General features: G+C 45.7%; 15 protein-coding genes. 7 read left to right on the top strand and 8 right to left on the bottom strand.

Translation table 11 applies throughout. The annotated features are described in order from the left end of the window. Nucleotides 1-33: 33 nt before the first annotated feature. Both FKQ60_RS04525 and FKQ60_RS04520 read right to left on the bottom strand, forming a co-directional pair. Nucleotides 34-933, bottom strand: coding sequence for a cation diffusion facilitator family transporter (locus FKQ60_RS04525; protein WP_158137047.1), 900 nt, complete (start codon nt 931-933; stop codon nt 34-36). Nucleotides 934-1,110: 177 nt separating this feature from the next. Further along, nucleotides 1,111-1,989, bottom strand: coding sequence for a LysR family transcriptional regulator (locus FKQ60_RS04520; protein ID WP_004397076.1), 879 nt, complete (start codon nt 1,987-1,989; stop codon nt 1,111-1,113). Between the two features lie 193 nt (nt 1,990-2,182). On the opposite strand from FKQ60_RS04520, the gene FKQ60_RS04515 reads away from it, so the two are divergent. Continuing rightward, a complete protein-coding gene (locus tag FKQ60_RS04515) occupies nt 2,183-2,764 on the top strand; it encodes a methyltransferase (RefSeq protein WP_170904443.1) in 582 nt (193 codons plus the stop codon). Between the two features lie 58 nt (nt 2,765-2,822). Here the strand turns inward: FKQ60_RS04515 and FKQ60_RS04510 are convergent, their stop codons facing one another. Then, complete coding sequence (locus tag FKQ60_RS04510; protein ID WP_170904364.1) at nt 2,823-4,805, bottom strand: acetoacetate--CoA ligase; 1,983 nt, start codon at nt 4,803-4,805, stop codon at nt 2,823-2,825. Between the two features lie 243 nt (nt 4,806-5,048). Here FKQ60_RS04510 and phhA point away from each other — a divergent pair, with 243 nt between their 5' ends. The 6 genes from phhA to FKQ60_RS04480 all read left to right on the top strand — a co-directional run bounded on the left by phhA (nt 5,049) and on the right by FKQ60_RS04480 (nt 10,205). Continuing rightward, on the top strand, nt 5,049-5,843 hold the full coding sequence (gene phhA / locus FKQ60_RS04505) for a phenylalanine 4-monooxygenase (protein WP_154170945.1): 795 nt from the start codon (nt 5,049-5,051) through the stop codon (nt 5,841-5,843). Then, nucleotides 5,833-6,165, top strand: coding sequence for a 4a-hydroxytetrahydrobiopterin dehydratase (locus FKQ60_RS04500; RefSeq protein WP_154170946.1), 333 nt, complete (start codon nt 5,833-5,835; stop codon nt 6,163-6,165). Before phhA ends, FKQ60_RS04500 begins: the two co-directional genes overlap by 11 nt. 287 nt (nt 6,166-6,452) lie before the next feature. Then, on the top strand, nt 6,453-7,007 hold the full coding sequence (gene ectA, locus FKQ60_RS04495; protein ID WP_170906168.1) for a diaminobutyrate acetyltransferase: 555 nt from the start codon (nt 6,453-6,455) through the stop codon (nt 7,005-7,007). An 11-nt stretch (nt 7,008-7,018) separates the two neighbouring features. Continuing rightward, nucleotides 7,019-8,284 (top strand): diaminobutyrate--2-oxoglutarate transaminase, encoded by a 1,266-nt coding sequence (gene ectB, locus FKQ60_RS04490; RefSeq protein WP_154170947.1) that lies wholly within the window; start codon nt 7,019-7,021, stop codon nt 8,282-8,284. A 9-nt stretch (nt 8,285-8,293) separates the two neighbouring features. Beyond that, a complete protein-coding gene (locus tag FKQ60_RS04485; RefSeq protein ID WP_154170948.1) occupies nt 8,294-8,680 on the top strand; it encodes an ectoine synthase in 387 nt (128 codons plus the stop codon). A 94-nt stretch (nt 8,681-8,774) separates the two neighbouring features. After that, nucleotides 8,775-10,205: an aspartate kinase gene (locus FKQ60_RS04480; RefSeq protein ID WP_154170949.1), complete on the top strand. Its 1,431-nt coding sequence runs from the start codon at nt 8,775-8,777 to the stop codon at nt 10,203-10,205. A gap of 178 nt (nt 10,206-10,383) precedes the next feature. Here FKQ60_RS04480 and FKQ60_RS04475 read toward each other — a convergent pair whose 3' ends face one another. The 5 genes from FKQ60_RS04475 to FKQ60_RS04455 form a co-directional block, all read right to left on the bottom strand. Next, nucleotides 10,384-10,596: a hypothetical protein gene (locus FKQ60_RS04475; protein WP_158137042.1), complete on the bottom strand. Its 213-nt coding sequence runs from the start codon at nt 10,594-10,596 to the stop codon at nt 10,384-10,386. 219 nt (nt 10,597-10,815) lie between these two features. Beyond that, nucleotides 10,816-11,769 (bottom strand): ABC transporter permease, encoded by a 954-nt coding sequence (locus tag FKQ60_RS04470; protein WP_170906085.1) that lies wholly within the window; start codon nt 11,767-11,769, stop codon nt 10,816-10,818. Beyond that, on the bottom strand, nt 11,766-12,734 hold the full coding sequence (locus tag FKQ60_RS04465) for an ABC transporter permease (protein WP_072670638.1): 969 nt from the start codon (nt 12,732-12,734) through the stop codon (nt 11,766-11,768). Before FKQ60_RS04465 ends, FKQ60_RS04470 begins: the two co-directional genes overlap by 4 nt. After that, entirely contained in the window at nt 12,731-13,756 is a 1,026-nt protein-coding gene (locus FKQ60_RS04460) for a dipeptide ABC transporter ATP-binding protein (RefSeq protein ID WP_170906084.1), read from the bottom strand. The genes FKQ60_RS04465 and FKQ60_RS04460 overlap by 4 nt, the downstream gene beginning before the upstream one ends. Further along, a complete protein-coding gene (locus tag FKQ60_RS04455) occupies nt 13,746-14,711 on the bottom strand; it encodes an ABC transporter ATP-binding protein (RefSeq protein ID WP_161425983.1) in 966 nt (321 codons plus the stop codon). Before FKQ60_RS04455 ends, FKQ60_RS04460 begins: the two co-directional genes overlap by 11 nt. Nucleotides 14,712-14,714 lie beyond the last annotated feature (3 nt).

The raw sequence follows: 14,714 nt of genomic DNA, 5'->3' as shown, positions 1-14,714 counted from the left end.
AATGGCGGGTTTATTGGTTAGGATAAGCAGGGATTAACGCGCGATATTGACGTTAATTTGTAGTTTCAGTGGTAACCCAGATAAACGCTTAGCGATGGTTTTTCTGGTTTGTTCGATATCATCGACTAAAATTACATCGCTGTTGTCTTCAGGATAGATATCCACATCTACCCATAATTCTGGACCGACTTTGGTCACTCCGGTTAATTCAATATCTTGCTCTGATTCTTTACAAGCATCGATAATACTTTGATCAACGCGCTTACAAATATCTTTACTCGGTGACATGAGGAATATTTCGCGTAATGCATTTCTCACCATCCCGAAAGGTACTTTTAAAAAATAAAACGACATAGCAAGCATCATCAATGGGTCAGCATAGACCGCATAGTGAGCGAAGGGAGTAAAAGTTACACCCAGTGCCACAATAAAGCCGATGGTTACTGCAAGGCTGAGCAATGTATCCATTTGCCATTGTTTAACCTCTGCACCAATCAGGCCTGAAGCGTGGCGTTTACTCAGTTTTGCCATATACCACCATGCTAAGCCACAGCCGATAACATTGACTGTACCAAAAAGGGTTGCAATCGAAGCATCGACTTCTCTACCGCCAGTGATTAAAGCACCGATCGCAGAATACAGTGAGTAGGCGACGAGTAGTAAGATCACGCTGCCTTTGATAACAATAACCGCTGGTTCAAATAGCGCACGACCAAAAGGGAACTGCGCATCAGACGGCTTACGTATATAACGTGAAGCGACCAGCGACAATAATGTTAACAGTAAACTGATGAGAGAGTAGACTCCATCAAAGACAATAACTAATGACCCTACAAGTAAACCAACCACTAATCCGCCAAGGGCAAATACTGATGCGATAAGGGCGGAGAAGGTTAAGACACGATTTTCATTTAAACTTGTTTGAGCACACATAAAACATCTACCGATTTAAAAACTAAACGTATTTTGGCTTAAAATCGGTCTATTACAATCTCAATTTACTTACACATCTAAATAAAAAAACAAGAATTTAAAATAAATCCATTTAAAACAGTAGGTTGCGCGCTGTTTTTGCTGTCAAAAATATTGACTCTGACTGCCATTGGTTATTTAAAAGTCAAATAGGTAATCACTGAGCTTATCAGCTAGCCAAAGCATGGCTGGATTTTCTGCGTCACCAGGGATGGTATACATGCAATAATCTTCTTGAGTTAAGCCGTAGGTGTGGCGAATAACGGTTAAACGTTGTTCGCGCAGATGATGGCGAATTAATGGCTCAGGTAACACTCCCCAAGCGCTTTCGGTCAATATGGTCGCCAGCATATATTCAAAACTTGAGAAACCAATATAGCGGCGAGAAAAGGGCTCAAGGTTTGAGTTATCTTGATCATTGAGGTAAACCATCACCGCTTGCATCGATTTACGTAAGTCTTCATCGGACACTCGTTTGAGTTTAGTTAAAGGATGACTGACGCTACAGACCGACATCATGCGGATTTTACCAAGTGGCTGGTAACTGATACGAGGATCGTCCAAACGCTCGTAATCGACACCAAACGCGAAGTCAACCTGCTCGGTTGCGACTAAACTGGCTAGATCACCACTCGAGGCAAGGACGATGTTAAAGGACGTATTAGGAAATAAATTATTCAGTGAATGAGCCAAATCTTGCCATAACACATCAGGCAGAGAGTCATCACGCGCAATCCACATTTCAGCGGCAAATTCATCACACACCTGCGAGCAGGTGCGTTTAATTCTGGTCGCTGTAATTAATAAGCTTTGGCAGTCTTTATAGATAGCCTTACCGGCTTCCGATAATGTGACTTGATTACCACTGCGGACTAATAGCTCAACCTTAAGTTCATTTTCCAGCGCTTTTACCGCCATACTCAGTTTGGTTCGGTTACATTCCAGTTGGCGAGCCGCCTCGGAAACTGAGCCTGCATCGGCGATAGCACAAAATGCTTCTATTTGTGATAGGTTCATGAGGGTTCCATTATTAAACGGGAGCGACGTTAATCAGGCTGATAACTTCTACTTTACATTGCCGATTTTCTCAGCATTACGATGAATATTGTATTTTCTTAACCAAGATTGTTCGCTAACGCTATGAAGTTGACTCTATTTTGGTTTAATCTTGGCATATTACCAGAATACAAGACGTAATACGGAGACCATGATGGTACACGACTGGGATAATCTCGCGAAAAATTGGGAAAACAATACAACAAACACGATGTTTGTTCAGCAGGTATTTCAGCAACTGAAGACCTTAACGTCCTTGGATGGCAAGCATATTCTTGATTATGGCTGTGGGACGGGTTTCTTAAGTCAGATGATGTCCCCCCTAGCGAAAACTATCGTCGCATTGGATAGCTCAGAATCGATGATTGAGGAGCTGGATAAAAAAGAGCTACCCAATGTCGAGCCTGTGGTCGATAGTTTAACGCGCGGCTTAGTGGCTCAACATCCAGCTTTTCGAAAGCAGTTTGATCTTGTCGTCGCCGCTTCGGTGTGTGCTTACGTTGATGACTTTCCACAAGTAGTCGAGATTATTTACTCGTTACTAGACCAAGGTGGTTTGTTTATTCAGTGGGATTGGTTAGCAGACAATGCGCTAGCCGATCACCATCTACATGAACTCAACGTCAGACAAGCTTTTACCCAAGCAGGCTTTACGACCATTGAGGTTGCACAAGCGTTTGTCATCGCTACCCCGGATGGACCACAAGCCGCCTTTTTTGCGCTAGGACGTAAATAGCCGTACACGTCTGGTTTGAGTCTCTCTGACGATGTGAGTAGAGTGCGGCGTTGGTTGATTAGGTGGTTGGGTTGACGTAACTCGCCACCTCATCAAGCACTTCAGGATGATCAATCGCATGACGATTGTCGACCGTTTGCCCATTGAGTATTTGCTTAACCGCTAACTCGACCAATTTACCGGAGCGCGTTCTCGGTACTTTAGAAATAGGGTAGATTTTCTTCGGTACATGTCTCGGTGAACATTGGGTGCGCAATTGTTGTTTAATGGTCTCGATCAGTTGATCGTTGAGCGAAGCACCTTGTGACAACTCAACAAAAAGAACAATAATTTCATCGCCTTGCTGCTTTTGGCCGACGGCGACCGCATCCGCTATCTCGGTAATCGATTTAAGCGCTTGGTAAATCTCCGCAGTACCGATGCGTACTCCGCCAGGATTGAGTGTCGTATCACTTCGGCCATAGAAGAGAAATCCGCCTTGTTCTGAGCGCATGACATCGTCACCATGGTGCCAAGTATCCGGATACTTCGCCCAGTAAGCATTATGGTAGCGCTCGCCGTTATCGTTCCAAAAACCAATCGGTTGGTTGGGGAAACTGTTGCGACAGACTAACTCTCCGCGCTGTTGCATGACCGCTTCTCCCCGCGAGTTAAACGCCGCTACGTCCATGCCTAACCCCGCAACTTGGCATTCTCCCCGATAGACGGGTGAGAGTGGGTTGCCCAAGACAAAACAGCCACAAATATCAGTGCCTCCAGAAATCGAAGCGAGATGCACATCTGACTTAATATGTTGATAAACATAATCAAACTGATGAGGATAGAGCACTGAACCAGTAGAACAGATCGTTTTAAGGTCCGCCAGGTGATGATGTTGGTTGGGTGAAAACCCTGATTTTTGCAATGATTCTAGATAAATAGCAGAAGTGCCAAACAGCGTTGTTTGTGATTGCTCAGCCAACTGCCAGAGAACATCGGGATTCGGATAGATTGGGCTACCATCAAAAATCACTAAGGTCGCTCCACTCGCGAGTGTTGATACGTGCCAATTCCACATCATCCAGCCACAGGTCGTGTAGTAAAACACCCGATCGTTAGCTTGGATATCACAATGTAATTGGTGCTCTTTCAGATGATTCAGCAGAGTTCCTCCGACAGAATGAATAATGCACTTAGGCTGTCCAGTCGTGCCTGAAGAGTAAAGAATAAACAAAGGATCATTAAATGCTACGCGTTGGTAGGTTAATCCTTTTGGTGTATAGCTAGCGAGAATGGATGCCCAATGGGAAAAATGCTCATTGATGCTTGGGTTATAGGCGCGCTTTTGCAGATAATCAATTTGGCAGACATTATTGAGCGTCGGTAATCGCGTCACTACTTGGGAGTTTTGCTCATGCATCTGGTACGTTTTACCTGAAAAGGTATACCCATCGCAGCAAAATAGAATTTTAGGCTCCACTTGTGCAAAGCGTTCAACCACGCTGTTAACCCCAAAATCCGGGGAAGTTGATGTCCAGATTGCCCCTAAACTGGTGGTCGCGAGCATGGCCACGACAGCTTCTGGAATATAAGGTAGATACGCCGCGACCACATCCCCTCGACCGATACCATTTTGTATCAACCACTGTTGAATCATGCAGACTTGATCAGAAAGTTGTTGCCACGTTAAGTGGCGACTCTGGCCACGCTCATTGTGAAACCAAAGAGCAATATTTTCCGGTTGTTGATAGGCATAGGCGAGTAAATTTTCTGCATAATTCAGCTCAGCATTCGGAAACCAAACGGTATCTCGACTCGGCATGAATGGCGGCCAGCGTGCCTCGCCTTGAGTTGACAGCAATGTTCCACGTAAGCCAATCACATCACAATATTGCCAGATTTCACTCCAGAACCGTTCGGAAGATTGAACCGACCATTGATGCAGTTCATCATAGTGAGTCATTGCATAGCCTTGTTGATGAAGATGTTGCATGAATTGGTACAGTTCAGAAGCATGAATACGTTGTTGGCTAGGTGTCCAAATCGGGTCAGAGTGAGACATGTCTTCCTCAAGTTAGCAAATTTTAGATAACAAAAGTGTTGTATAGATTGCTGTAAAGTCAAAAAAGAAGATTGATAAACAAGCAAAATTATAGATTAAGGCATACTCAATAGGGGGGAACGCCATCAACGAATGTAAATAAATTGTTACAGAGATAAGTCAATCCAATCCTTGCAGAGGAATGGCAGATTGAAGCAACCGTGAATACGCTAAATGTAATAATAATGTTACGGAGATTCCGTCATGAGTTGTTACGTTGCTAAATCACTCAATCAACACGGTGAGATCGATTGGAGCGAAGAAGAGCATGGTGTGTGGCACGATCTTGTCGCTCGTCAGCAGTCGATTGTTAGCGAGACCGCTTGCCAGCCTTACTTAGATGGATTGAATTTATTGGCACTGTCAGCGGATAGAGTCCCACGACTATCTGAGCTTAATCATACCTTAGATCGAGAAACCGGCTGGCAAATTGCCCCCGTTCCCGCCTTAATCAGCTTTGATCATTTTTTTGCGTTATTGGCCGATAAAAAATTTCCCGCTGCAACGTTTTTACGATCTCGGCAAGAGTTTGATTATTTACAAGAGCCCGATTTTTTCCATGAAATTTATGGCCATTGTGCCATGTTAACGCACCCGGATTTTGCGGCATTTACTCATCGATACGGTCAATTAGGCAAGAATGCTTCTCCTAAAGCACGGGCTTATTTAGCTCGTTTGTACTGGTTTACGGTTGAGTTTGGCTTAGTAAAAGAGCAAGGGGTCGTCAAAATTTATGGCGGCGGTATTCTCTCTTCTCCTGCCGAAACACGCTGCGCGCTAGATAAACCAGACACGCAGCATCGGCGATTTGATTTGTTACAAGCACTGCGTACCCCGTATCGAATCGATCATATTCAGCCGGTGTATTATGTATTGGAAGAGATAGGTGAGCTTTACTCACTCAGTCAATTAGATTTAATGCATTATGTTGAACAAGCCATGGCACTAGGCTTACTACCAGCGCCATTTACTGTAAAGGAAGAAAACTATGTTGGATGAATTACGTTGTGAAGCCTGTGATAGCAACGCAACTGCTTTAACTCAAGATCAGCAGCAGACATTACTGAGTGAACTTGATGGATGGGCACTGGTGCATCGAGACGGTGTTCCTCAGTTAGAAAAAGTCTATCGGTTTAATAACTTCAAGCAGGCTTGGGCGTTTTCTGAGCAGGTAGCCAACCTTGCTGAAGCGATGCATCATCATCCTAAAATCACGGTCGAGTGGGGTAAAACGACATTAACTTGGTGGACCCATGCGATTAATGGACTGCACAATAACGATTTTATTTGTGCTGCACGCTGCGACAAACTGCCCTGTTAAGTGAATGATCACTCAGGCGATATTGAGTGTTCGCCTGAGTGATCTTGCCCCAGTTCTATCCTCATATTCCCCTTCATTCTATCTTCATAAAACTGTCATTATTATTACACATCTAATCTTTTTTCTGTGATGGGTTTATTTTTATTATTATTTTTTATGTATATTTATCATTGGGTTAAGTAGTTATTTTGCTTTTTTGGTAAAATTCAAGCTTGAAAAAGTCGCTGAGACTGTTAGTTTATAAAAGAAACTTGTTTAGAGTTCTAATGGATAATATGTATCAAACTATGATGACGGCATCGCCTTGGGTTGCATACCCAGAAATTATGCAAAACACTCAGGATGAGTGGACTTTTCGGGTTCCACACCGAACGGATGGTAAGCGAGTCCATGATCTGATAGCACAGTGTGCTCCGCTGGATGAAAACTCCGCTTACTGTAACTTCTTACAATCTACCCACTTTCAAAACACTTGTGTGATAGCCGAGCGTAATCAGGAATTGGTCGGTTTTATTTCAGCCTATCGCAAGCCGGATAAGCCGAATGAGTTATTCATTTGGCAAGTCGCAGTGAGTCCCACTGCGCGAGGTATGGGTCTGGCTTTCCATATGCTGAATGAGCTGCTGACTCGTGATGAATTGAGCGATATCAGAGTGTTAGAAACGACCATTACTCGTGATAACCAAGGCTCTTGGAAATTATTTAAAAAGCTGGATCGAGCACATGGCGAACGCGGTGAAGTGTCTACTTTTCTCGATGAGACTCGCCACTTTGATGGCGAGCATGACACGGAATACTTGTACCGTATCCCGCTCTCTCTTCCCACCAACCAAAAAGGATAAATCCCATCGTTATGGATATCTTCAAAAAGAAAGAATCAAACGTTCAATCTTATGCCAATAATTTTCCTGTTGTGTTCTCCACAGCAAAAGGAAGCTGGTTGTATACCCAAGATGGTGATGCCTACTTAGATTTCTTAGCGGGCGCAGGCTCGTTAAATTACGGCCATAATAACGCCATTTTTAAACAGGCATTGCTTGAGTACATTGATAAAGACGGCATCACCCACGGTTTGGATATGCACTCAGAGGCGAAAGCGGATTTTTTACATGCGCTACAAACCTACATTTTTGAGCCGCGTCAGCTTGATTATAAAGTGCAGTTCACCGGACCAACGGGGACGAATGCGGTTGAAGCGGCGATGAAACTGGCGCGTAAAGTGACAGGGCGAACCAATATTGTGGCTTTCACAAATGGCTTTCATGGCTGTACTTATGGCGCTTTAGCCGCTACAGGGAATCAACATCATCGTGGTGGTGCTGGTATGGGGCTATCCGGAGTGACTCGTATTCCTTACGACGGTTATGCCGATATCGATGGCCTAGCGCTGTTTGAGACCATGCTTGGCGATCCGTCCTCTGGTTTGGATAAACCCGCCGCTGTGCTATTGGAAACCGTACAAGGTGAAGGGGGGTTAAACGCAGCCTCTTACCCTTGGTTGCAAAAGCTGAGTAAAATTTGTCGAACGCACGGTGTACTGATGATTGTCGATGACATTCAAGCCGGTTGTGGACGTACAGGAACCTTCTTTAGTTTTGAACCTGCTGGTATTAAGCCAGATATAGTGACGTTATCGAAATCGATTGGTGGTTATGGTTTACCGCTCGCGATCGTCTTGTTTAAACCAGAGTTAGATGTTTGGAAGCCCGGAGAGCATAACGGCACCTTCCGTGGCAATAACCACGCCTTTGTGACGGCGGCGAAAGCCTTACAAACCTATTGGGCTAATGATGATTTTCAACAGCACATTAAAACCCGATCTGAACAAGTCACCCATACGATTCAGCAGACCATCCGCCGTTTTCCAAGCCTATTTACGCGTTTAAAAGGGCGTGGATTGATGCAAGGTATTGAATGTCAAGATGGCGATATCGCCAATAAGATTGCTCGCGAATGTTTCCGCTTAGGCATGGTGATTGAAACCGCAGGGCCACAAGATGAAGTGGTGAAGTTTTTCTGCCCCTTGACGATCAGTGAAAATGAACTGGAGCAAGGCTTAACGATTTTCCAGCAAGCGGTGGAAAACGTCGCTCCGCAGTTTATTCAAAAAGCATCCTAAGGAAAAATTATGATTGTTAGAACATTACAAGAATGTCAACAAAGTGAACGTCGCGTCGTCGCCGAAACGTGGGAAAGTGTTCGCATGTTGCTCAAAGACGATAACATGGGGTTCTCGTTTCACATCACGACGATTTATCAAAATACCGAGACCCACATACACTACAAAAATCATCTGGAATCGGTCTATTGCATGTCGGGGGAAGGGGAGATAGAAGTCGTTGGCGGTGAAACTTACCCGATTAAACCAGGTACTCTGTATATTTTGGATAAGCACGATGAGCATTATCTACGAGCCAATAAAGAGGCCGATATGGTGATGGCATGCGTATTCAATCCTCCGATAACGGGAGCGGAAGTCCACGATAAAGATGGTGTTTATCCCCTCGTTGAGTGAGCCACTGACCATAAGCAGCGTCAATGGATGTTGAACGAATCAAAGTCTATTACGCTGCTTATCACCTAACCGATATTCAATACAAGGAGACCTTATGTCTTACACCGTAGAAAAAATCGGTGGTACTTCCATGTCGGCGTTTGATGCTGTACTGGACAATATTTTTTTAAAGCCGACGAACCCGTATGGACGAGTGTTTGTGGTATCGGCTTATTCAGGGATGACCGATGCACTTTTAGAGTGTAAACGCACCGGGAAACCGGGTATTTATCAAATGATTGCTAAGCGTGATGAACACTGGCAAGACGCGATATACGAGCTTGAACAGCGGATGTTGATGATCAACGAAAATCTGTTTGCCGATCCCATGAGTCGAATTCGCGCTGATAAGTTTATTCGCTCTCGTCTTTCTGAAGCGGTCAATTGCGTCAACAATATTTTAGAAACCTGCCAATATGGTCAGTTTTCATTGCGTCATTATTTACCACAAATTAGAGAGTTCCTCTCTTCTATTGGCGAAGCGCACAGTGCTTATAACACCACGCTGAAATTGAAAACGTTGGGCATTAATGCTCGGTTTGTCGATTTATCGGGGTGGAGTGAACAAACGCGTGGCCAGTTGGATGAGGTGATTGAACGTGCCTTTGCTGATATTGATGTGACGCGAGAGTTACCCATTGTTACCGGTTACGCTTATTGCGACCAAGGCTTGATGAAGAGTTATGATCGCGGCTACAGCGAAATGACCTTTAGCCGGATAGCCGTATTAACCAATGCCTCCCAAGCGATCATTCATAAAGAATATCACCTTAGCTCCGCAGACCCTAGAGTCGTTGGGCCGGAGAAAGTTCGCCCGCTGGGACTGACGAATTTTGATGTCGCCGATCAGTTGGCTAATTTGGGTATGGAAGCGATTCATCCTAACGCCGCGGCTGGATTACGTAAAAAAGGTATCGAGCTTCGAGTCAAAAATACCTTTGAGCCGGATCATCCTGGTACGCTGATTTCAAACCATCATCAACCGGAAGCCAATAAAGTCGAGATCATTGCTGGGCGTAATAAGGTGTTCGCCTTACATATGTTTGATCAAAGCATGGTGGGTAATGTTGATAATGCCAGCTATGAACTGATGGAAATCATTGCTGAAGCGAAAGTGCATTTAGTCGGTAAAGAAATGAACGCAAATTCAATGACTTACTTCTTGAGTGGCACGAGCGACAACTTGAATCATGTCTTGTATAAAGCAGAGAAGCGTTATCCGAATGCGTCGATTTCAGGAAAAATGGTCGCGTTAATCTCGGCGATTGGAGCCTCGATTAATACCAACCTCGCACTTGGCAAAGGCATGCAGTCTTTAATGGAAGCAGGGGTCAACCCGATGGCGGCTCACTCATCCATGCGCAATGTTAATGTGCAATTTGTGGTGGAAGACGGTGATTATAACAGTGCAATTTGTGCGTTACACCAAGCCTTAATTAACCAAAATACCAGCGTGAAAACGGACGATAAAGTCAAAGCGGCTTAGTCCTTTTACCCGCGAATCATAGCAATCCAACCGCTACAGAGCTGATGACTTTGTAGCGGTTTCGTATTTTATTGCGGTGTTGTTCAATCAATCTCTTCGCTCCTTAACCCGTTGGGTTGGATCAACAAGGCTTGATTGTTAATCGTTCATAGAGGTGGTTGTTCGTCGATCTGGGCGATTAATGAATCGTCGGTTTCCAAAGGTTGGCAAGTTTCATGACGTCTAGCCATAACCAAAGACCAGGTATCAAAGCGACTACCCGTTTTGGCGGCGGTAAAAAAAGAGTATCTTGGCTACGTTGAGGAAAAGCCATCACGGCTGGCCAATTTGGACTTGCTGCTCCTGAGGCAGTTTCCGAGACTTGTAAATGGATATTGGGCAAGGTATTCATCGTTACCCCCGTTACTACGTTTAAGAGTCAATGTAGGTTGCTTACCCATATAGATAAGGCAAAAAATACGGACTTCAAGCGGGATAAGGAAAAATAGTGTGCTTGTTTTTCTCACCCTCACTGGTTTTGCATTAAGCCATCTTAAGGATAAAAGTGATTGAAAAAAAGCCGCCCTCGAATACAGGGGCGGCGCAGATGATCTTGATAAAGGATGAGCGTTTAAGCTTTAGGATCTAACGCATCTTGTAGCGCATCACCTAAAAAGTTAAACGCCATAACGGTGAATAAGATAGCCACTCCCGGATAAATCGCCAGCCCTGGGGATTGCCAAATCATTTCTTGGGCATTTTGCAGCATATTACCCCATGAAGGCAGGGGCGGCTGAATACCTAAGCCAAGGAAAGATAAAGCACTCTCAAGCAAGATGACGCCACCTAAGGCCATGGTGGTCGAAATGATCACCGGTGATAGCACATTCGGCAATACGTGTTTACGGATGATGCGAGCGGAAGAAGCGCCATAACCGACAGCGGCTTTGACATATTCACGCTCACGGACCGATAAGGTGCCAGAACGCACCAAGCGTGCAGTAGTCGGCCAACCGAAGAGAGCGACAATCACAATGATCCGTAACAGACTAATGGTATCGCCTTGCACCCATTCATCGGGTAGACCTAACTTACGTAAGTCTACGGCGGCCAGAACAATCATCAATGGTAAGGTAGGCAGTGAGAGGGTGAAATCGGCAATGCGCATTAAAATCGCATCGACTTTTCCGCCAAAATATCCGGCACAAACACCAATCAAGCTACCGATAATCGCTGTGGCAAATGCCGCCACCGCGCCAACCATTAATGAGATTTGCCCACCATATAAGAGACGTAAAAAAACATCACGGCCCAGTTCATCGGTCCCTAACCAATGGGTACTGCTCGCTGGTTCTAAGCGAGCAAAGAAATTGACGTCAAACGGGTCATGACCCATCCAACGCGCAATTAAAGAGGCAGAGAAACACAGGATCACCAGCAGTACAACAAAAATGGCACTGACCACACCGGCTTTATGGCGCTTAAATCGGTTCCAGACTAAACGCCAAGGTGAAACACTTGGCTGAGCTTTTGGCTGCTCAGGAAGCACAACATTCGAACTCATCGTCGTTGTTCCTTGACTCATGATGTCGCTCCTCGGCTTAGAGAAATACGCGGATCCAATTTTGCGTATAGTAAATCGGCCACTAAGTTACCCAACAATGCGGTAAAGGTAATCACCATTAAACCGAGCAACGCCAGATTGTAATCATTCCCCATAATGGCATCAAAAATCAGTTTGCCCATCCCCGGCCAAGCAAAAATCGTTTCGGTAATTAACGCTCCTGAGAGCATAAAGCCAATATCAAGGGCAACGATAGTGACGAGTGGGATCATCGCATTACGTAGGGCATGATGAATCACCACCCGTTTATTATCCGCCCCTTTAGCTTTAGCGGTACGAATATAATCTTGGCGCATCACTTCCAGCATGGTGCCACGCACGTAACGTGAGTGACTCGCAACGTTTAACACGGTTAACGTGATCGTCGGTAGTACCATATGTTTCGCGGTTAACCAAAAACCGCCCCCTTCAGCTTGTCCCGTTCCGCCAGCCGGAAACCAGCCCAAGGTGACAGAAAAGAGTAAAATGAGCATTAAGGCTAGCCAAAATGCAGGGGTAGAAAAGCCGACAAACGCAGCAAAGCTAATTAAATAATCGGCCCAGCTACGGTGTTTTAACGCGGCAATAATACCGACGGGGATAGCAATCGCTAAAGAGAAGAAAGTCGCGAAGCCGACTAATTTTAAGGTATTGATTACCGCTGGGATCAAGACATCGATCGCTGGTTGCGAATAGAGCCTTGAATAACCGAAATCTCCTTGCAAAGCGGAAGTTAGCCAGTGCCAGTAACGAGTGATGAGCGGTTGATCCAATCCGTATAACGCTTTCATCCTTGCCACATCGGCAGGTGTCATGGTCGGATCGGATTCAAACATCAAATCAATCGGGTCGCCCGGCATCAGGCCAATAAGACTGTAAGAAACAAAGGAGACAAACAGCAAAACCAATAGGCTTTGAATAAAACGATGAGCTAAATAGGTTTTCATGAAACCTCCATAACAGCAATATGAGCATCATTTTTTACCGCATCAGAATGGGTCACTAATTGCGGATAGTGACAAGCGACTTGATGTTTGGCGTGGGCGAGCGTTTGCATCGCGGGTTTTTTCTGACGGCATAGCTCATCAGCAAAAGCGCAACGCGGATGAAAGGTGCACCCGGATGGCGGGTTAATTGGACTCGGTACATCCCCCTGTAGCGCTAAGCCTTTACGTCTGCGTCCCAGAGCGACCTCGGGTACGGCAGCAAGTAGAGCTTGGCTGTAAGGATGAGCAGGGGCAGAAAAGAAAGCTTCGCGCGGCGCTTGTTCGACAATACGCCCTAAATACATCACCACAACGGTATCCGCCAGATGATCGACGACCGCCATATCATGGCTGATAAAAAAGAACGACAGTTGGCGAGTTTCTTTTAACTCAACAAATAAGTTGAGCACTTGGCTTTGTACCGAGACATCCAGCGCGGATAATGGCTCATCAGCAATGATCAGCTCCGGATCCAAGACTAATGCGCGTGCGATACAGATCCGTTGACGTTGCCCGCCCGAAAACTCATGAGGATAACGGTTGAGTGCATCTTCACTTAAGCCAACCGAGTATAATGCCTCTAATACTTTAGCGCGTTGCTGCTCACGATTACCCATACCATAGACTTCTAATGGCTCAGAGACCAGTTGTGAGACGGTCATACGAGGGTTAAGCGCCGAATAAGGGTCTTGAAAGACCAGCCCAAGTTGCTTACGCAGCGCTTTCATGGCTTTTTTGCTTAAGTTAGCGGTCGGTTGCCCTGTGATGTACACCTCGCCTTTACTTGGTTTTTCAAGCAATGAGACCATTCGGCCTAAGGTGGATTTGCCACAGCCAGACTCGCCGACAATCGCTAAGGTTTCGCCTCTGCTAATCTGCAGTGAAATATCATCCACCGCGTGAAGATATTGCTGATGGCGCCCAAAAAAATCACTGTCGCCAATTGGATACTCTTGGCTGACATTATCGAGTTTAACTAGCATGGGCAAACTCCACTTGATGGCACGCAACGCTGTGCGAGTTTGAAAGGGGGAGTGTGGCTGGCATCTGCTGGTGGCAGAGCGGTTTCGCTTGCTGACAACGATCGACAAATGGGCAGCCGAGACTGCGTTGCCCAAGCGGGGGAACACTCCCAGCAATTGCGGGTAAACGAGCTTGGCGGTGGCCAATTCGCGGTAGGGTAGCGAGTAACCCTTGGGTGTAAGGATGCTGTGGATCGCTAAACAATTGATCAGAGGTTCCTTCTTCTACCACCCGACCGGCGTACATCACGACGACGCGATCGGCAAGTTGTGAGACGACACCTAAATTGTGACTAATAAATTGAATGGCGGTGCCGGTGGTTTCTCTCAGCTCTTCAAGCAGGTCTAAAACCTGCGCTTGTACGGTAACATCGAGGGCGGTAGTTGGCTCATCGGCAATGATCAGTTTAGGTCGACACGCCAGCGCCATGGCTATCATCACTCGCTGGCGCATGCCACCAGACAGCTCATGTGGATAAGCTTTGGCGCGACGCAATGGATCGGGTATGTGCACTTGTTCCAGCATTTCAATCGCTTTTTGTCGCGCTTGTGCTTTGTTGTCTCCTTGATGAAGAAGAAACATTTCTGCAATTTGATCGCCAACCGTGACCACCGGATTTAAGGCGGTCATTGGCTCTTGAAAGATCATCGCGATGCCTTCACCGCGTAGTTTTTGCCACTGCTCGGCGGTATTGGTCAGGATATTTTGTCCGGCAAACGTGACCGAACCAGAGGCTTGCATAATCGATGGTTGCAGCCCCATTAGGGTTAAAGACGCTAGACTTTTGCCACAGCCAGACTCACCGACAATTCCAACAATCTCACCAGCATGGATACGATAACTAATATCATGCACGGCTGGGTGACCATGGAAGGTCACCCGTAATTGGTTTACATCTAATAATACTTCGCTCATTGG

This window comes from Vibrio sp. A11, assembly GCF_013048705.1.
GTDB classification, from domain to species: Bacteria; Pseudomonadota; Gammaproteobacteria; order Enterobacterales; family Vibrionaceae; genus Vibrio; species Vibrio metschnikovii.
Note: the sequence above shows the minus strand (reverse complement) of the source record. Positions and strands in the feature narration are given on the sequence as shown.